A 17,406-nucleotide genomic window follows, 5' to 3' on the forward strand; every position below is an offset into this window, starting at 1 on the left:
AATTCCTGTATGAATAACTTCATGGGAAGCTACATTAGACATGTCTGGACCTGCTTATATAAAAAAGATGCCCGGAGGCATCATCTGAGGGTTGTTGCGGCTGCAGTTTATAATATACGTCCGGGCCTAGTCCATATTGGATAAATCATTCGCGGTCCCGGCCACATGCTCAAACGCCCGGCTTAACTCCTGCATGGATTGTCCCTGATGCTGTGAGAATGACATGATGTGCTGGATAGACTGGTCCATCTGCAGAATAGACTGCTTCATCCCTGCCAGCTGGCTGTGGATGTTCTTCACCAGTGCGTGGCTGTCATTAGCCAGCTTGCGGATTTCAGTCGCCACCACGCCGAATCCCCGTCCCTGTTCACCGGCTCTCGCCGCTTCAATTGCCGCATTAAGCCCGAGCATATGTGACTGGTCAGCGATCCGCTTGACGGTGGACAGAATCTCAAAGCTGCTCTCGATATCTTGAACCATAGAATTTGAGCTGCTCATTAGCTCGTCCAGTCTTTGGGTAATTCCCATGGAGGAACGGGTCACTTCTTCGGAGGTCGCCGTCATTTCTTCCACCAGGGAGGACAATTCTTGTGCACCCTCCTGAAGCCTTGCCGCCTTGTGATTGGATACCATCGCTGCAATAACACCAATGACTTCACCCTCACGCATGACCGGGACTGCCGTTGAGAGATAGGATATGCCAAAAGCTTCCGGGCCGCGTTCCTCGCGCTGCACTTTGCCCGTCTCCAGGGCTGCATACGACACAGTACCTCTGAACTTCTCAATAGGTGCGCCTACCGGAACCTTAAGATCAATCTTCTCACCGGGAAGATAAGCAAGCACCTTGTCCGTATCCGCGAGCACCAGGGCAGCATCCTCGGGGTACGTTTTCTGAATCATACTGAGCACATTCTGCAGCTGCCCAAGCTTATCCTCCTGTTTATCCTCCAGCATAACTATCGACCGCCTGTTCCGTAATTTTCAAATATTCAGGTCTGATTATATCACTTAATGAAAAGGGGAATTGAATTTTTCTGAAAATCATGTGGTTCTCCCCTTCAAGATTAGAATGTTCAAAATAAAAGCTGTCACAGAACATTCTTCTGTATCGTTACGGGGATTTAGCATCTGGTACTAGGAGAACGTGCTATACTATATTTATCAGATACATCATCATGTTTGCATAGGAGAGGTTCAATTGGATAATCAACGCTGGATCGCACCTGAATTCTACAATCTCACTTCGGAAATGGAGCAGCATCCTGGAGATAAGATTGCTCTTAAATGGTTACAAGAGAACGGGGATTTCGAAGAAATCACCTATGGACGGCTTATGGCTCAGGCTAACCGTCTGGCGGGGGGGCTGTCAGGCCTCGGTCTGAAGCAAGGGGACCGTGTCCTGGTTATGGTACCACGCCGCATTATCGCCTACGTCATCTATCTGGCCTGCCTGAAGCTGGGACTTGCCGTTATTCCATCTTCTGAAATGCTGCGGGCCAAGGATCTGTCCTACCGGCTGCGCCATTCCGAAGCCCGCGCGGTCATTGTCTGGTCGGAGGTTACCGGCGAAGTGAACAAGATCGCCGAAGATCTGCCTGCCCTGGACTATCGCCTGTCTGTCGGCGAAGCTGAGCTTGGCTACGGCTGGGTAGACCTGGAAGGCCTGATGGACGGACAATCTGACTCCTTCCCTGCGGTTGCCAGCCGCCGGGACGATATCGCCATCCTGGCCTATACTTCCGGTACAACCGGCAACCCGAAGGCCGTAGTCCATACCCACGGCTGGGGATATGCGCATCTGCGGATCACCTCCTCCCTCTGGCTGGATATCCGTGAATCGGATACCGTCTGGGCAACGGCCGCACCGGGCTGGCAGAAGTGGATCTGGAGTCCATTCCTCACTGTACTCGGCAACGGGGCTACCGGCTTCGTCTATAATGGCCCTTTCCATCCGGACCGTTATCTTCAGCTGCTGCAGGATGAGAAGATCGGGGTATTGTGCTGCACACCTACAGAGTACCGTCTGATGGCCAAGACTGAAGGCCTCGCCCAGTACGATCTGTCGAATCTGCGTTGTGCAGTATCCGCCGGTGAGCCGCTGAATCAGGAAGTCATTCACACCTTCCAGCAGCACTTCGATATTACGATCCGCGACGGCTATGGACAAACAGAGAGCACCCTGATCATCGCGGCGCTGAAGGATGAGCCGATCCGTGTCGGCTCCATGGGCAAATCGATTGCTCCCGGAATTGTTGAAGTAATCGACGAGGAAGGACATCCGCTGCCTGCCGGGGTCGTAGGTGATATCGCCGTGCACCTGAGCATGCCTGCCCTGTTCCAGAATTACTACAAAGATCCGGAGCGCAAGGCAAACTGCTCGCACGGGGAGTATTTCGTAACCGGCGACCGGGCGCGCAAGGATGAGGACGGCTACTTCTGGTTCGAAGGCCGCGGGGATGATATCATCATCAGCTCTGGTTATACCATCGGGCCGTTTGAAGTAGAAGAAGCATTAATGAAACATAACCTGGTCAAGGAATGCGCAGTGGTAGCCAGTCCTGACGAGATCCGCGGCTCGGTCGTCAAAGCTTTTGTTGTGCTCAAGGACGGCCATGCCGGCACACCGGAGCTGGCCAAAGAGCTGCAGTCCCATGTCAAGGAACAGACTGCACCTTACAAGTACCCGCGCAAAATCGAATTCATTACGGATCTGCCGAAGACGACCTCCGGCAAAATCCGCAGAATCGAGCTGCGCGAGCAGGAGAAGAAGGCTGCGCAAGAGTAGGCAGCAGCTTGGCCGGCAGCAGCAGGCTCGCTCCTGTTGACTGGAAGCACGCCGATAAGGCCAGTTCCTAATGAACTGAAGAAACAATAAAATCCCCGTTCCTACAGTCACGTAGGAACGGGGATTTTTGTGCTTTTACCTCAAGACAGCCTTAAGCTCTAACGAATACGAATCGAACCTTCCTGTCTCTGTATCCTTGTACCGCGTTTGCCGCTGGACAGAAGCAGCAACGCTGTATACAGAATGACAAGAATGAGTGTGGTAACCAGACTCCCTTCCAGGCCGAACTTGCCCCCGGTCAGCAGCTCATTTCCTTGTAAGGATACCGAATAGATACCTTTGGGCGTATTCCCGCTCACCGCAACGCCGTATATGTAGCCCTGGAACAGATTCCAGGAAATATGCAGCGCCATCGCAGCGTACAAATTACCTGTCCGGAGAGTCACCCAAGAGAAGATTAAAGCGATAATCACGATATTCAGTCCACTGATCCAGCTATATCCTGGATTCGCCATATGGGCAAGCGAGAAGAAGATGGCGGTCAGGCCCACTGCGGCCGGAATACCGAGCCTTGAGGACAGCAGATGCTGAAGGTATCCTCTGAAGATCACCTCTTCGCAGATTCCGGCCAGCAGTGCCGTAATCACAATATCCGCCGCATCGAGCTGTCCGAACCGGGGCTGTGACCACTCTCCCTGAACCACAGCATTCCCCAGACCCCATAGCACCAGCAGAACGGAGGATAGCAGCAGTGCTCCGCCTGCGAAGCCGGCAGCGAACCGCTTGCCGTCAGGCCTGGACAGTCCAATGCTGGACAGCGGACGCTTATGTATTATTCGTACCGTATAACACACAACAATAAACGAATAGATGGCTGTAGATTTGAAGACACGCACCCAGCCGTCCGGATCGAATAGTCCTGTGGAACCCACACGCAGCGATAGACCAAAGGAGACAATTACCGTCAGAAGCGCAATAGCCCCGCCGACCCATAAAATCTCCCAGCCTGCTCTGAGCTGCCCGTTCCGGTTCCTGAATAGAAATTGCATGTGCAGTCACCCTTCCCTTCCTCATCCTCTCATCCGTTAGACGGACCGAAAGGGAAGGGCCCTGCAAAACAATTGAATATATGCAAAATAATCCAGAGCCGCAGCTGCTTACTCCGACCAGTACTTCGCATCCGGATTCAGTGCCGCGCCTACCTCGCCTTCCGTTACCAGATCACAGTCCAGGTAGCCCTCTTCATCCAGGAAATATACCTCCTGCTTATAGAATTCGCACAGGGTCTCCAGGAATTTCTCCGGTGAATCATACATGGTCACCAAATCGCCGTAGTCATGCAGCAGGTCGCATACCCGCTCGACCCCATCCTCAGACCGGTAGTAGCAGATAAAATCACTGCCGTAGTTAGTCAGCAGCGGCAGCACGACCCCGCCGCCGGCATAGCCCTTCTCCTGCAGGATGCCTGACAGTAGCGCCACTTCCTGGCCGTATTCCCCGATATGAATCAGCCGGTAGCCCGGAATGAATTCAACCAGGCTGGGGTCCTCTTCGCTGCTGCCCGTTCCCAGAACGGTGTCATAGATTGCCTGTAAAAGCGGAGGAACCTCGGGGGCATACTCTGAAATAGCGGCACTGCCTCCTGCCGGGGCCTTGCCCAGACTGGCGGTGTAGCCGGGCCGCAATTGCGCGGACAGCTCCAGGAATTCCTGAAATTTATGGGTAAGCATGAAATCATCCTTTTCTTGGATTAATATAGTGCGCCTGTATGAACATCATCGGTCATTTTATATACTTTGCGGCCAACGGTCTTAGCCTCTGCGAACATGGAGGTGATGACCTCCTGCACGGTGGTAATCTCACGTACCAGCCCTGCAATCTGGCCGGCCATTACCGAACCGTTCTCTGTATCCCCGTCACGGACCGCAAGGCCCAGAGAGCCCATTGCCAGTGCCTCCAGCTCCTCTTTACCCGCCCCGCCCTTCTCCAGCCTCATGTACTCCAGCGTCATACGGTTCTTAATGCTGCGCACAGGAACACCAAGCGAACGGCCGGTTACCAGCGTATCGCCGTCTTGTGCGGCAACAACCGCCTGCTTAAACTGCTCATGGGCCGGACATTCGATTGTCGCCAGGAAGCGTGTGCCCACCTGCACCCCTTGCGCTCCCAGTGCAAAAGCTGCCGCCGCTCCCCGGCCATCGGCGATTCCGCCGGCAGCAATGACGGGAATGGCTACAGCATCGGCAACCTGTGGAACAAGCACCATGGTTGTAGTCTCTCCCACATGACCGCCCGCCTCTGTGCCTTCGGCCACAATCGCGTCAACTCCCAGCGCCTCCATTTTCCGTGCAATCTGCACAGAAGGAACTACAGGAATGACCACTATACCTGCTGCCTTCCACATGGCCACATAATTCTTGGGCGAACCCGCTCCTGTGGTCACGACCTTAACGCCTTCGTCTATCACCAGTTGCGCCAGTTCATCCCGGTTGGGAGCCATCAGCATCAGGTTGACGCCGAAGGGCTTAGCCGTCAGGCTTTTACACTTATGAATTTCTTCCCGCAGCCGGTCCGCACTCATCCCGCCGGAGGCAATGACTCCCAGTCCCCCCGCATTCGATACCGCTGCTGCCAGTTCGGCGTAGGCAATCTGCGCCATGGCCCCCTGGATTATCGGGTAGGTGATCCCTAGCATTCTTGCAATACTCATAATCCTTCCCCCTTATCACATCAAAAAGCGGATCGATAAGGAAGGCTCCCCCATCTCTCCGCTTGCTGTGCTCTACCTATTTGGTGGCCGAAACCCACATTTTCTCCAGCCATTCATCGAAATTCTCGCCCTTCTCGCCTTCATAGGCATCGTAGACGTCAACCCGCATCTTCTTCAGCTTCTCTTTGAACTCTTCGTAAGAATGGTCTTTCGGAAGACTCTTCTTAATCCGCAGAATAATCTTCGATACCCCTCTGAACAGCTCGGCCTTATTCTTCGACGGAACCTTGACCTCTTCGCCGAAGGCTCTCAGCTTGTTGTACGCGGCTTCTTGAACGGTATATACAGGATCGCTGATCATCAGACGATTAAGGATATCAATAATTTGTTTGTGGTTGTAGCGGCCCAGCTCTTCCACTGCTTCAAGACGCGCTCTCCAATCCGCGGAGCGGCCGGCGGCTTTCTTCAGTTCCTCATAATTCTCTGGCAGCTCTTGGATTACTTCTTCATTATTCAAACGATACAATCCCCTTCTTGGTTAAATCTGATATATAGAACGTTTATCTTACATAGTGCAATTCTACAGTACTGTACTCCTTGATTTCAATCTTTTGTACAAACATTCATGTGATTCCGGAGCAACCGGCAGATCTTACTCATTTCCTCCGGCATTCTCCGCTTCAGCACCAGCAACAGCAGCAGGCTTGCCTGCCTCGATCAGCACCTTATTACCCAGCAGGAAAAAGCCTTGGATAAACAGCAGCATTCCCGTAATGATCAGCAGCCATTCAATCTGTATAAGATCGGCCAACGGCCCGAAGACCAGCATGCCCAGCGGCATCATCGAACTCGAAATCATGCCCAGCACCCCGAAGACCCGGCCCAGGTAATCCGGCTCCACCTTCTCCTGCAGCAGAACTGTGGAGGGGGTATTGAAGAACGGCAGCGCCAGTCCCACCAGCCCCATTACGGCAAGATAAATCCAGAAGACTGGAATTACACCCAGCGCAAACGTGCATAACCCGACGGCAAGGGCCGATAAAGTCATCGTATGAACCCGGTTCCGGAAACCCGGCCAGACGGCCATCAGCAGTCCGCCAAGCATCATCCCGATCGAGAACGTAATCTCAATGGCGGTCAGGCGCCAGATATCCCCGCCAAAGGTTCGTGTAACCTGCAGCGGAGTCAGAAACGACACCGGGGCCGCCAGCACAAAGAAAAAGGCACAGAAAATAAAAAAGCTTCTAATATAAGCATGCTGCCGGATATAGCTGAAGCCCTGGCGCAGATCACTCAAATAGCTGAGTGTCTGCTCTGCAGCAGCTTTGGCATGAAGCGGCACCTGCACGAAGAAGAACATCGTCATAACCGCCACTGCAGCAGTGATCACATCGATGAAAAATATAATTTCAATACTTGCCATGCTCAGCAGGGCTCCGCTCAGCATCGGGGACAGCAGCATCACCATTGCCTGAATGCTGCCGTTGATTCCGCTGATCCGGGTCAGTTTGTCTTCCGGCACCAGCTGCGGCAGCATGGCCGCTACAGCCGGTGTCTGCACTCCGCCTCCAAGCGCCCGCAGGGCAGACACCACAAAAAGCAGCCACATCTGGTCGTATCCCAGCAGAAACAATATCGCCAGAACCAGTGTCGAAGCTGCAATAATAGAATCCGAGAGGACAATCAGCCATTTGCGGCTGTAACGGTCTGCCCAGACCCCCGCAAAGGGCGACAAGAGAAACATCGGCACAAATCCGCAGATAATCGCTAACGTCATCATTACTCCGGACTGTGTATTCAGGGTAATATACCAGAGAATCGCATACTGGACCAGTGAAGATCCGAACAGCGAGACGGTCTGGCTGGTAAGGAAAAAGGCAATATTTTTCTTCCAGTCAGTGTTCATTGTCAGGGGATTCCTCCTCTTTCTCAGCACTTTAGAGTCATATTCTAGCATAGTTTCCACAGCGCTACCTAATGGATTTTGACCAAGCAGGAAGGGTTTGCCGTCCTTTTTCAGGACGCTACCGTTTCAGCGGGAAAGATAAGGATAATTTATGCGCAAAGCATATAAATTCTTAGCTTTTAAATACATCTGCAAAAGTATAGTATGTACAAGCGAATCTGCAAGCAGTATAGGAGGTTACCATCAATGAAAGCCATCGCCATTCATGAGTTCGGCCCCGCTGGAAATTTAACAGAGATTGATATCCCTGTTCCCATTCCGGGTGAGCATGAAATACTGATTGAAATGTATGCGACTTCTGTTAATGCGGCGGACTTGAAGGTCAGGGAAGGCTCATTGCCTGCTGGCAGCGGCCACACTGCCGCCTTTCCGCTGATCCCCGGAATAGACGTTGCCGGAGTGGTAGTGAGTACAGGCAGCGGAGTAAGCCGGTTCAAACCGGGTGATGCGGTGTTTGGGCTGATGCAGGTTAAGGAGGGCGGGGCCTACGCAGAATATACATTGGCAAACGGCCAGGTGCTGGCACCGATTCCCCCGGGATTATCCTTTGAAGCAGCTGGCGCTCTGCCTGCCGCCGGACTTGCCGCCTGGCAGGCGCTGGCCAGTGCCAGGGTCTCCAGCCGGGACCGCGTGCTGGTTCACGACGGCGCGGGAGATATCGGCAGCTTGGCTGTCCAGCTCGCCAAGCTCCGGGGAGCTACCGTGATTACGACGGTAAGCGGTGATGAGCTTGATCTGGCCTGGGGCATCGGAGCCGACCAGGCGATAGACTGGCAAGAGCAGGATTTCGCCGCTATTCTCGGGCAGAGCATAGATGTTGTGATCGACACCGCCGGAGGTCTGATCCTGAACCGGAGCTTTGCGGTTCTCGCACCCGGCGGAAGGCTGATCTCCACTGCGGAGCGGCCTGACCCGGTACAAGCGGCGGCTGGGGACATCACCGCAGCGTACCTCACTCCCGCCGCTGACCCGTTCCAGTTGGCCGAGCTGGCCCGGCTGACGGCCGAACGCCGGCTGAAGCTGATAATTGGCCAGTCCTTCCCGCTCACTGCAGAAGGACTGCGCAGCGCACATCTGCTGTGCGAAGGCAGGCAGACTCAGGGCAAAGTCGCTATCACTATCAAATAACGGTCCGGCAATGCGCATGCCCGTTCATCTGATATAAGGCAAGGATACCTCCACTTCAAGACCCTTTATGGGCTAAGTGGGGGTAGTTGATTATAGAAATATTAGCCGTCTCACCACAAGTTCAAGCGGAGGAAATCCCGTATGGCCCAGGTTGCCTCAATTCAGTTGAAATCCATGCACCAGCACGACCAGCAGTACAGCCACAAGAATACCGGGCAGAAGATTGGCTACCTTGATCTTGGTAATTCCCAGCAGATTCAGGCCGATCGCCATGATCATAATCCCTCCCGCTGCGGTCATCTCAGCAATACAGTCGTTCAGCAGTGCTTCAGGCACAAACCGGGTAATCTGTGTAGCAAGCAGAGCAATAATCCCTTCATATAGAACAACAGGGACCGCCGAGAACAGAACACCGACTCCCAGCGTCGAGGTCAGAATAATGGAAATGAATCCGTCCATAATCGCTTTGGTATAGAGAATCTGATGATCACCTTTGATGCCGCTGTCGAGGGCTCCGAGAATGGCTATTGCACCCACCACAAACACCAGGCTTGCCGTGACGAATCCCAGCGAGATACTCCCCTGTCCGCCTGCCCCCACTCTACGCTCCAGCCAATTCCCTGCACGGGTGAACCTGTCTTCAATGTTGATCCATTCACCGGCTACCGCCCCGATCACGAGGCTTAGAATAACGATCAGGAAATTCCCGCTTTTGAGGCCCATCTGCACCCCCAGCACAACAATCGCCAGCCCAATCCCGTTCATCACCGTATTCTTCATACTCTCCGGTATCCGTTCCAGCAGCTTGCCCAGCATTGTTCCGATAATAATAGCTGCTCCATTCACCAAAGCTCCCAACAGCACCATCGCCCAGCAGTTCCCCCAACTATAATTTCTCTCTTATCCTAGCATTATAGGGGTAACAGGCACTGTAGCGTCAAGAGTGTTGCCGGCCGAGCAGATGCATATGGCCCATCAGGATTACATCGCCAGATTAAATTGACAGATTTCTGTTAACGATGGTACGCTCACTAATATCATTCTCTAAATACAAGTAGAAACGGCCAGCCTTCCTGAGAAGAACGGTATCCGTTTCAGCGGGAAAGATAAGGACATTCTAATGCGTCAGGCATATATATTCTTATCTTTGAACAAATCCGGTGCGGATCTGTTCAAAGCCAAGTAAGGAGAGTCTCTATGAATGAACGGCCTACCCTCGATAAGGGGAGCTTATCTAAGGAAACATTACTTCTTCTTGCGCTTTTAACTTCTGAGAATATCAATGAAACGGCACACCAGAATCCGCAGCTGTTCACAGGCCTGGACTGGGATGTATTCTTGCGGCTTACCTTACATCACCGGGTATATCCATATTTGTACCCCAAGCTCAGCCGGATGGATGGGGATGTGATTCCTGCCAGCGTCCTGGAGCGGATAAAAATGGAGTATCGCCGAAATACCGTCCAGATGCTTCAGCTCAGCGGTGAAATGAGTAACCTCGGCACTCAGCTGGCCGAATTGAATATCCGCTGCCTGTTCCTCAAGGGTCCGGTGCTTGCGCAGGCGTTGTACGGAGATATCTCGCTGCGGACCTCACGGGACCTTGATTTCCTGGTGCCGATGGCGCAGCTGCAGGATACGGAAGCCCTGCTGATCCGTCTGGGGTATGTGAAGGAAGAAACGTTCGAGAGCATACTCGGAGACTGGAAATGGCGGGAGCATCATACTACATTCAATCATCCGGTCAGTAAGATCAAGGCGGAGGTACACTGGAGATTAAGCCCGGGGCCGTCCAAAGAACCCGATTTCGATACCCTTTGGAAGCATGCGCGGACAAGCAGCCCCTTCGGCCGCAACGTCCACTATCTGGGCCAGGAGGATCTGTTCCTGTTCCTGGCTGCCCATGGAGCCAGACATGGATGGTCCCGGCTGAGATGGCTGCTGGACATCAAAATGCTGCTGTTGCAGCAGCCGGACTCCGCTGTATTGACCCGCCTGCTGCGGCGCTACAATTACAGCGCTGTAGGCGGACAGGCACTCATTCTGGCAGCCGGTCTGCTGGACGCGGAGATAGAGCCCGGATTGTCCGCTCTGACGGACCAACCCAAAGCCCGCAGATTAGCACAGCGCGCCCTGTTCTATGTGGCGCGGATGGTCAATCTGCACAACCCTCCGCTGGAGCCGGAGGTCGAGCGTCATTATAAATATTACCAGCCGGCGATTCTATCCCCCTGGCATCAGGTACTCTATGTAACCGGCTTTATGTACCCTTATGCAGCGGATGCGAAGACACTGCCGCTGCCGGAGGCGCTGCATTTCTTGTATTTCCCCCTCCGTCCTTTCCTGTGGAGCTGGCGGAAGGTAACGGGTGCAGAGAAACGGATATAGCGGGCGGGATGCGGAAACCGCACTTCACTCAACAACCACACGAGTTACCTGTCAATACCGGTCAATCGCTGGCGGGACTGGTCAGACTGGTCGGGCTGGTCGGACTGCCGGGACTTGCGGGACTAACGGAATAAACACTTAAACACTTAAATCCTCACTTCTGATTGATTGCCGGCAGAATTGAGTCTCTTAAGTAAGCAGTGCAGTTATAAATGTAACCTTAAGCAAGCAATATAGGCATAAATGTTGTACGTTTTGCAACTTTGACTTCTGGATCGCAGGGTTTGTGGGAGGATTGTTGTACAAAATACAAGAATAATCCTGCAAAGCCGCTTGAGAACGGCGAAATGCTGCATTTTGTACAACAATATTGGATTTGAGCCGGTAATATGAGGAAAAAGTTGTATTCTGTGCAGGATTTTATAAAGTTACCTGTTCACTACCGCGAACAGGGGAGGATTAGCGGATGAATCAAGAAATTCATACTACAGTTTATCAGCCATCCGGAAGTCCAAGATCACCGCAGTGACATCCAGCGTAGGCTAAAGACAATATAGGGGAGGGGCTAATTAGCCCCTCCCCTATATTGCTTCTTCCTGCCCGCTAAGCAGACGGCTGAACATGCCGCCCTTCTCTGAAGCCAGGCCGCTGTATATTCCCTGCTGGATCACCCGTCCCTGGTCGATGACCAGAATCTGATCGGCTCCCCGGATGGTGGACAGGCGATGGGCAATGACGATGACCGTCACCGATGCCTTCAGCCGCTCCAGCGCCTCCTGAATCCGCTTCTCATTCTCGGTATCGAGCGCACTCGTCGCTTCATCAAGCACAAGGATGGACGGCTTGCGGATAATCGCGCGCGCCAGTACCAGACGCTGCCGTTCCCCGCCGGACAGGCGTACGCCGCGGTCGCCGAGCAGCGTATCCAGTCCGTCCGGCAGCTTGCGCACAAAGTCAGCCGAAGACGCAAACTCCAGCGCCTCCCACAATTCCGCTTCCTCCGCATCCGGCTTGATCATCGTCAGATTGTCACGGATGGTCGCATTGTACAGAAAAGGGTCCTGCGCAACATACCCGATGGATCTCCGGTAGGACAGCAGCCTCTCACCTGTGATAGGCGCGCCGTCAGCCAGGATCTCTCCGGTCTCCGGCTGCATCAGTCCCATGAGCAGATCAACGAGCGTGCTCTTCCCTGCGCCCGAACGTCCGACTATGGCGGTCATCTTCCGGGCCGGAATCGAGACATTTACGTTCTGAAGCGAATATTCCGGTTCATGCGGATGATAGCGGAAGTCAACATTTCTGGCTTCAAGACCATGCTTCAAGATCATAGGGGCTACAGCTTCCCCGCCTTCCACCCGGTCATGCTCCACAGCGGCAAGACATTCGTCCTGCAGCTGCTGCAGCTGCTTGAAGGAGGGCAGTACGGAGGCTAGCTGCTCCATCAGCGACTGCAGGGTAGAGAATGTCGGCCACAGCCGGGTAAATACCAGAATAACCAGCAGCAGATTAGGACCCTCTGCTTGCATGAACCGGAAGGAGACGAAGATAAACACGGCAATCAGCAGTGTAGAGGACAACTTGTACAGCAGCTGCGAGTTCGAACGCAGACGGGTATAGTCCAGCTGCTCCTGCTTCACCTCTCCGGTGAAGGCATGCAGCCACTCCAGCCGGGAATGCTCCAGATTATTGCTTTTGATATCCTTGATTCCGTTCAGCTGATCCGTTATTCCGCCCAAGTAGGTCTTGCCGAGCTCCGTGCTGCGGCTGCCCAGCTTCTTAGCCTTACGGATGAAGCGGCGGGAAAACAGGGACAACAGAACAGCGCAGACGAGTACGGAGAGCGTCATCTTGGGGGACAGCCAGAAGGCGAAGCCGATCTGCACCAGCGTGAACAGCAGCGAGGTAAGAAACTGCAGGAAGCAGCTGATGCCGGCAAGCACTCTGGCCAGTTCCGTAGTCATCACGTTGATCAGATCGGAGGTGCGCTTTTTCAGAAAAAAAGACCATTCGGCCCGCAGCAACGCGCTGTATACCTCATAACGCAGCTGTCTGCCGTAGGTCTGCTGAATCTCCACATTGCGGATGGCCACGGACCGTGAGATCAGATTCTGGCAGAGTACAATGAGCACATAACCGCCAAGCACCAGCAGGAGCGCCGTGGTCTGCGGCAGTTCGGAGATGAAGCCAAGCATCGGAAGATGAAGACCGGCCGTGGCTGTGCCGCCTAACTGAATACCAGCCATACCCAGCATAGGTACAAGCAGCAATATGGCAGAGCTCTCCAGCAGACCACTGATCACCATACCGGACAAGTTGAGATATAGTTTAGCTCCCGACAAGCGCTGAAGCTGCCGGAAATAATAGATTATCGCTTGCATGGGCCCACCTCGATCACTCAGCTTGTAACACTTTGGCGAATTTCTCCACAACCACGAATCCCTGCATGGCATCATCACCGGAGACATAATAAGCCCCGCTTCTCAGCCAGGCATGGGCGATCATCTGCCCCTGCTTATCCCGCGCCACCCCCATATAGAGTGTGCTCTCAATCCCCCGCTTCTCCAGCATCTTCAGACCGGCTACGGCTCTGACCATACAGGTGCTTTTCCAGGGCGTATAGCGGCTGATCACCCGAATGGCCTTCGTGATCTGCTGAATGCGGGGAATATCCGTGTCTTTGGATACCGCCGGAGTCTCCAGGGATTTCACCCCGAGCTGCGGAGCCGTCTTGGCAAAAGGAAACAGCAGCTGGATTCTAACCAGGAAAAGCCGCCATAACGCCTCAGGAATCAGCGCCAGCGCGGCTTTGTCATACTTCAGCAGTAAACCGATGCGCCGGAGGGTAATCATGGCCCGTTGACGATGGCGACGAGATCCTCATTCAGCAGATTCTGCACAAAATCAAATACATCCTGCTGTGCCAGCTCCGCCGGAACCTCAAAGATCTCCTGCATGATCTCGGCAATCCGGCGGATGGACACCGGTGAAGCCAGAGCTTCCCAGATCTCGCCCCCGACCTCGCCAAGGTTGTAATACTTACCGTTCTTCACATTCAGCATCACCTTCTCGCCATCCATGTCACTGGCGATATTGCCTTCCCGCTGAACCAGAACCGAATCAAGGGACAGGACTGCTGCTGTATCCATATTCATATTTTCATCTCCTTCACCTTTTGGGTAATCGTCTCAAAGATCAGCTCCGTCTGCTGCGGTGCACTGAAGCCCTGCTCCGGACGGGTCAGCCGGTACATCGGCAGCCGGTTAACGAATGAGGCCAGCATACCGAAATGCCATTCCCTGACCCCCATGGGGTCCACCAGCGCTTTTTGATAGGTATGATTATATAAGGTATGAAGCCGCTCCAAGCCGCTGATAGCCTCTACTGACACCGGCCCGTCCTGTACAGACAGTTCAAATATTCCTGCAAGCGGCAGCGGTTCAGCCTGGAACCGGTCATGAACGGGTATGGCAAACTTGGTCTCCCGCTTAAACAGCGGGCGGTACGCAGACGAATTCATTCCCAAATAGTCCAAGCTTTGCTGCCACAGCTTCTGCTGCGGATAACCTGGAACAGCTAATGGAGTTCCATTATGCACCAACACGGGAATAACGTCGTCACTGACCAGGAGATGTCCCTGATCCATTAAATAGGAGGCAAGCGTAGATTTCCCCGCTCCCGAACGCCCGACCAGCGCGTATGCCTTATTCTCCAGAACAAGTGAGCTTCCATGAAGAGCCAATACGCCTTTTTGCATCAGAAGAACACCCATGCAGCTGCCCAGAATGAACAGGCGGATGCTATCCGGATCGGCATGGACTGCGGGAGATACGGTAATGGTACTGCCATTCTGTATGGAAAAGACAGCTGTGCCTTTAACCATGAACATCACTTCTTGCTCTGCCATACCCAGATTCGGTGAAATCTTCGGTATCGCCTCCCAGCGCTCGGACAAATCAGCCTCCACAACAGATACGCTGCCCAACCTTCCGGGCTGCTCCGTACGGGGAAGTTCCGGCAAGGGGAATTCACTGAGAATTTGCAGACCAAAAGCCTTATACCCCAGGCATTGCACTGTGCTCGCCATACGGTTCACTCCATCTTTATCAATTTCACCCGGCTGCCTGCCGGTGATGTGAGGATAGCCCTTATCCCCCTCCAGCAAGCTAAGAGGGATGAGGGCTGGGATGTTGCCAAGCAAAACTAGGAGTGACTAACGATTTCTTCCGGATCCGATTGGAAGGAGTCGGCAATAGCGATCCCAGGTCCAGCCATAGTCATTTTAACATCCAGAACTTCCAATGCAGGCTTGCTGTATTCCTTTTTCATATTTGTCACCCCCTTTCAAGAAACATCCATCAGGTCACACGCTTCAGAAAGCGGTAGAACACCAGTCCTCTCGTAAGAAGGCGGAAATCCGTGTTGAATATTAATAATGGTGCGGGCTCACTACCCAGCCGGTCTAAACACCCGGCGAGCCCGGCATGATTCAAGTAAGAGGAAGTCCGGGGGTCCTGAAGCATCTCCCTTAGCTCCTGCAGGAACATCTGCCATTGGGGCAGCATACGTGTAATCCCATCTGCTCCCTGTATACCGCGCCGCGTCTGGTTTAGTCTGACCTTGTCCGGCAGCCGTCCTTCCATGGACCGGCGGATTAACGACCGGTCCACTCCGTTCTGGACGTACTGTCCTTCAGGGACAGACAGACAGAAGTTGATGACACGCAGATCATTCGTAGGGTCACGATCCCATACCCTGTACTTCAGCGACAGCTTGGTAGCTGCCGTTCCATTCACATTCCAGATATGCGGCTGCTGGAAATGCTGTCTGCGGATATCGTACACCGTCTGGGACGAAGCAACTCCTTCAAGCTCTCTCAGCTTCTCTTGCACCCCTGTCCGCCGTGCGAATTCAGGATGAATCAGCTCTGGAGGGGCCTCCTGCTTCCCGGAGATCAGCTGGCCAAGGCCGGGGAACACCTTGCGGCCGACAATCTTCAGCATTTTCTTGCGACTTGCCCCCATCGAACGACTATAAAGCTTGTTCTCGCGGTAGAAGGAAATCCAGTGAAATTCGCGCAGCAGCTTCGCCTGGTAATCGAGTGCAGGCCCCCAGGAGATACTCCAGTTGCCCCGTTGTCCGCTGAGCAGAACACCGGCGCCTTTCATTTGTGCTTGTTCATATATGCCTTTGAGCCAATAGGAATTCTCTATGAATTTGTAGGGCATCTCCATAATATCCAGCCATTCGTCAATTTCACCATAAGGGCTCCGGTCAGGAAAGTTCAAGAAGCTGGGCTGAATGTTCCCCACATGGTCGATGGTCTCTTGAATATATGGACGCTCATCGGTGACCCGCTGGCCCAGTTTAAAGCCTGTAAAATTGTCCAGCGGATAAGAGCTGAATGTAAATAATGGCTTGCCGCGGCGGCGGAGCTCCTCTGCAGCAAAGCTGACCACTGAGCCGGAATCCAGTCCGCCGCTCAGATTGGCGCCTACTGCGAGATGGGTCCGCAGCCGGTCTCTGACTGCCTGCCCGAATACCTCACGGAACGCTTCCTCGTATTCGCCGTTGCCGCGAAGCCTTAATGGAGGCGGAGTCCGGAAGGTGTAATACTGGGAGAAGGTAACCCCCTTCGCGCTGACTGTAACCGAGTGGGAAGGCGGCAGCTGTTCCACCCCTTGATAAACCGTGGAGAACATATCTGCCACATCGTTCCGGGCCTGGCTCGCCAGATACTCTGAAATCCAGCCTTCGTTCAGTCCCTGCTGACCATCAGGCAAGGCCAGCAAGGGATGAATTACGGTACAGAAGGAGAACTCTCTGCCGGAACGGCGAAAGTAAAGCGTCCGGTTACCCGAGAAATCCCTCGCCCCAAACAGCGTCCGCTTGCGTGCGTCCCAGATCATGAAGGCAAAGTCACCGACCAGATGAACCGGCGCCTCTCCCCCCCATTTCTCATAGGCCAAGAGAATCAGCAGACTGTCTGGAATGGAATCACGATCTTCCCGGACAACCTGAAGTTGTCCGAATAGTTCGCTGCGGTTATCAATGATTGCATCGGCCACAATCGCCAGCCCGCGTTCCGGATCATAATAGGGGAGAATCTCATTCCTTGACTGTGGGGTGATCCACTGCGAGCGGCAGCCGAGGAAGAGTCCCTCTGCCCTCCAGGCCCTGGCATCATCAGCCGGATAACGCTGCAGCTGCTGCATAAGGCGCGGACCCAGCTCCGGGTCCAGCGGCCCATGCTGCATAGAATAGATCCCGGCGATTGCGCTCATTGTACGACCTCCAGCTGTCTAAGAATTCGATATTCGTTCTTAATAATGAACACTTCTTACTATATAAGATAACGTTCTTTCCATTGATTGTGAATAGTACCAGAGAGTACTTTTAGGTAGCCTTTAGCGTATTGACTTGTCACTA

Annotated in this window: 17 protein-coding genes; 4 read left to right on the top strand and 13 right to left on the bottom strand. The window is 53.6% G+C overall.

Translation table 11 applies throughout. The features are described 5' to 3' along the window. Window positions 1-126 precede the first annotated feature (126 nt). Complete coding sequence (locus NSU14_RS27600) at window positions 127-954, bottom strand: methyl-accepting chemotaxis protein (protein WP_076248004.1); 828 nt, start codon at window positions 952-954, stop codon at window positions 127-129. Between the two features lie 295 nt (window positions 955-1,249). Between NSU14_RS27600 and NSU14_RS27605 the strand changes: the two genes are divergently transcribed. Next, window positions 1,250-2,785 (top strand): acyl-CoA synthetase, encoded by a 1,536-nt coding sequence (locus tag NSU14_RS27605; protein ID WP_340949007.1) that lies wholly within the window; start codon window positions 1,250-1,252, stop codon window positions 2,783-2,785. A 158-nt stretch (window positions 2,786-2,943) separates the two neighbouring features. Here NSU14_RS27605 and NSU14_RS27610 read toward each other — a convergent pair whose 3' ends face one another. The 5 genes from NSU14_RS27610 to NSU14_RS27630 all read right to left on the bottom strand — a co-directional run bounded on the left by NSU14_RS27610 (window position 2,944) and on the right by NSU14_RS27630 (window position 7,401). Beyond that, window positions 2,944-3,834, bottom strand: a complete 891-nt coding sequence (locus NSU14_RS27610; protein ID WP_076248002.1) for a CPBP family intramembrane glutamic endopeptidase — start codon at window positions 3,832-3,834, stop codon at window positions 2,944-2,946. Window positions 3,835-3,942: 108 nt separating this feature from the next. Continuing rightward, window positions 3,943-4,515, bottom strand: coding sequence for a hypothetical protein (locus NSU14_RS27615; protein WP_076247999.1), 573 nt, complete (start codon window positions 4,513-4,515; stop codon window positions 3,943-3,945). Window positions 4,516-4,535: 20 nt separating this feature from the next. Then, window positions 4,536-5,495, bottom strand: a complete 960-nt coding sequence (locus NSU14_RS27620) for a DUF561 domain-containing protein (RefSeq protein WP_340947934.1) — start codon at window positions 5,493-5,495, stop codon at window positions 4,536-4,538. Window positions 5,496-5,571: 76 nt separating this feature from the next. After that, window positions 5,572-6,012 carry a HEAT repeat domain-containing protein gene (locus NSU14_RS27625; RefSeq protein ID WP_042133669.1) on the bottom strand — a complete coding sequence of 147 codons (441 nt, stop codon included), beginning with the start codon at window positions 6,010-6,012 and terminating at the stop codon, window positions 5,572-5,574. 135 nt (window positions 6,013-6,147) lie between these two features. Next, window positions 6,148-7,401, bottom strand: a complete 1,254-nt coding sequence (locus NSU14_RS27630) for an MFS transporter (RefSeq protein WP_076247994.1) — start codon at window positions 7,399-7,401, stop codon at window positions 6,148-6,150. 246 nt (window positions 7,402-7,647) lie between these two features. Between NSU14_RS27630 and NSU14_RS27635 the strand changes: the two genes are divergently transcribed. After that, complete coding sequence (locus NSU14_RS27635; protein ID WP_340947935.1) at window positions 7,648-8,589, top strand: NADP-dependent oxidoreductase; 942 nt, start codon at window positions 7,648-7,650, stop codon at window positions 8,587-8,589. Between the two features lie 156 nt (window positions 8,590-8,745). Here NSU14_RS27635 and NSU14_RS27640 read toward each other — a convergent pair whose 3' ends face one another. Beyond that, on the bottom strand, window positions 8,746-9,456 hold the full coding sequence (locus NSU14_RS27640) for a DUF554 domain-containing protein (RefSeq protein ID WP_076247989.1): 711 nt from the start codon (window positions 9,454-9,456) through the stop codon (window positions 8,746-8,748). Between the two features lie 330 nt (window positions 9,457-9,786). On the opposite strand from NSU14_RS27640, the gene NSU14_RS27645 reads away from it, so the two are divergent. Further along, a complete protein-coding gene (locus tag NSU14_RS27645; RefSeq protein WP_042133662.1) occupies window positions 9,787-10,977 on the top strand; it encodes a nucleotidyltransferase domain-containing protein in 1,191 nt (396 codons plus the stop codon). Window positions 10,978-10,985: 8 nt separating this feature from the next. Beyond that, window positions 10,986-11,111 carry a hypothetical protein gene (locus NSU14_RS27650; RefSeq protein ID WP_340947936.1) on the top strand — a complete coding sequence of 42 codons (126 nt, stop codon included), beginning with the start codon at window positions 10,986-10,988 and terminating at the stop codon, window positions 11,109-11,111. A 447-nt stretch (window positions 11,112-11,558) separates the two neighbouring features. Here the strand turns inward: NSU14_RS27650 and NSU14_RS27655 are convergent, their stop codons facing one another. The 6 genes from NSU14_RS27655 to NSU14_RS27680 form a co-directional block, all read right to left on the bottom strand. Then, window positions 11,559-13,358 (bottom strand): ABC transporter ATP-binding protein, encoded by a 1,800-nt coding sequence (locus tag NSU14_RS27655; RefSeq protein WP_042133661.1) that lies wholly within the window; start codon window positions 13,356-13,358, stop codon window positions 11,559-11,561. 13 nt (window positions 13,359-13,371) lie between these two features. Further along, a complete protein-coding gene (locus tag NSU14_RS27660) occupies window positions 13,372-13,830 on the bottom strand; it encodes a lasso peptide biosynthesis B2 protein (RefSeq protein WP_042133659.1) in 459 nt (152 codons plus the stop codon). Continuing rightward, window positions 13,827-14,126 (bottom strand): lasso peptide biosynthesis PqqD family chaperone, encoded by a 300-nt coding sequence (locus tag NSU14_RS27665; protein ID WP_042140743.1) that lies wholly within the window; start codon window positions 14,124-14,126, stop codon window positions 13,827-13,829. Before NSU14_RS27665 ends, NSU14_RS27660 begins: the two co-directional genes overlap by 4 nt. A gap of 2 nt (window positions 14,127-14,128) precedes the next feature. Then, entirely contained in the window at window positions 14,129-15,064 is a 936-nt protein-coding gene (locus NSU14_RS27670) for a hypothetical protein (protein WP_042140742.1), read from the bottom strand. Between the two features lie 116 nt (window positions 15,065-15,180). Continuing rightward, a complete protein-coding gene (locus tag NSU14_RS27675; RefSeq protein ID WP_039306512.1) occupies window positions 15,181-15,306 on the bottom strand; it encodes a paeninodin family lasso peptide in 126 nt (41 codons plus the stop codon). Between the two features lie 29 nt (window positions 15,307-15,335). Then, window positions 15,336-17,261, bottom strand: a complete 1,926-nt coding sequence (locus NSU14_RS27680) for an asparagine synthase-related protein (RefSeq protein WP_076247987.1) — start codon at window positions 17,259-17,261, stop codon at window positions 15,336-15,338. Window positions 17,262-17,406: the final 145 nt, after the last annotated feature.

The sequence above is a fragment of the Paenibacillus sp. FSL R10-2771 genome, assembly GCF_038000205.1.
GTDB classification, from domain to species: Bacteria; Bacillota; Bacilli; order Paenibacillales; family Paenibacillaceae; genus Paenibacillus_AQ; species Paenibacillus_AQ phytohabitans.

Excerpts from the sequence above, each read along its gene's own strand:
- NSU14_RS27600 (WP_076248004.1), bottom strand. The coding sequence starts at position 954 with ATGCTGGAGGATAAACAGGAGGATAAGCTTGGGCAGCTGCAGAATGTG.
- NSU14_RS27605 (WP_340949007.1), top strand. The coding sequence starts at position 1,250 with ATGGAGCAGCATCCTGGAGATAAGATTGCTCTTAAATGGTTACAAGAG.
- NSU14_RS27610 (WP_076248002.1), bottom strand. The coding sequence starts at position 3,834 with ATGCAATTTCTATTCAGGAACCGGAACGGGCAGCTCAGAGCAGGCTGG.
- NSU14_RS27615 (WP_076247999.1), bottom strand. The coding sequence starts at position 4,515 with ATGCTTACCCATAAATTTCAGGAATTCCTGGAGCTGTCCGCGCAATTG.
- NSU14_RS27620 (WP_340947934.1), bottom strand. The coding sequence starts at position 5,495 with ATGAGTATTGCAAGAATGCTAGGGATCACCTACCCGATAATCCAGGGG.
- NSU14_RS27630 (WP_076247994.1), bottom strand. The coding sequence starts at position 7,401 with ATGAACACTGACTGGAAGAAAAATATTGCCTTTTTCCTTACCAGCCAG.
- NSU14_RS27635 (WP_340947935.1), top strand. The coding sequence starts at position 7,648 with ATGAAAGCCATCGCCATTCATGAGTTCGGCCCCGCTGGAAATTTAACA.
- NSU14_RS27640 (WP_076247989.1), bottom strand. The coding sequence starts at position 9,456 with ATGGTGCTGTTGGGAGCTTTGGTGAATGGAGCAGCTATTATTATCGGA.
- NSU14_RS27645 (WP_042133662.1), top strand. The coding sequence starts at position 9,787 with ATGAATGAACGGCCTACCCTCGATAAGGGGAGCTTATCTAAGGAAACA.
- NSU14_RS27650 (WP_340947936.1), top strand. The coding sequence starts at position 10,986 with ATGCGGAAACCGCACTTCACTCAACAACCACACGAGTTACCTGTCAAT.
- NSU14_RS27655 (WP_042133661.1), bottom strand. The coding sequence starts at position 13,358 with ATGCAAGCGATAATCTATTATTTCCGGCAGCTTCAGCGCTTGTCGGGA.
- NSU14_RS27660 (WP_042133659.1), bottom strand. The coding sequence starts at position 13,830 with ATGATTACCCTCCGGCGCATCGGTTTACTGCTGAAGTATGACAAAGCC.
- NSU14_RS27665 (WP_042140743.1), bottom strand. The coding sequence starts at position 14,126 with ATGGATACAGCAGCAGTCCTGTCCCTTGATTCGGTTCTGGTTCAGCGG.
- NSU14_RS27670 (WP_042140742.1), bottom strand. The coding sequence starts at position 15,064 with ATGGCGAGCACAGTGCAATGCCTGGGGTATAAGGCTTTTGGTCTGCAA.
- NSU14_RS27675 (WP_039306512.1), bottom strand. The coding sequence starts at position 15,306 with ATGAAAAAGGAATACAGCAAGCCTGCATTGGAAGTTCTGGATGTTAAA.
- NSU14_RS27680 (WP_076247987.1), bottom strand. The coding sequence starts at position 17,261 with ATGAGCGCAATCGCCGGGATCTATTCTATGCAGCATGGGCCGCTGGAC.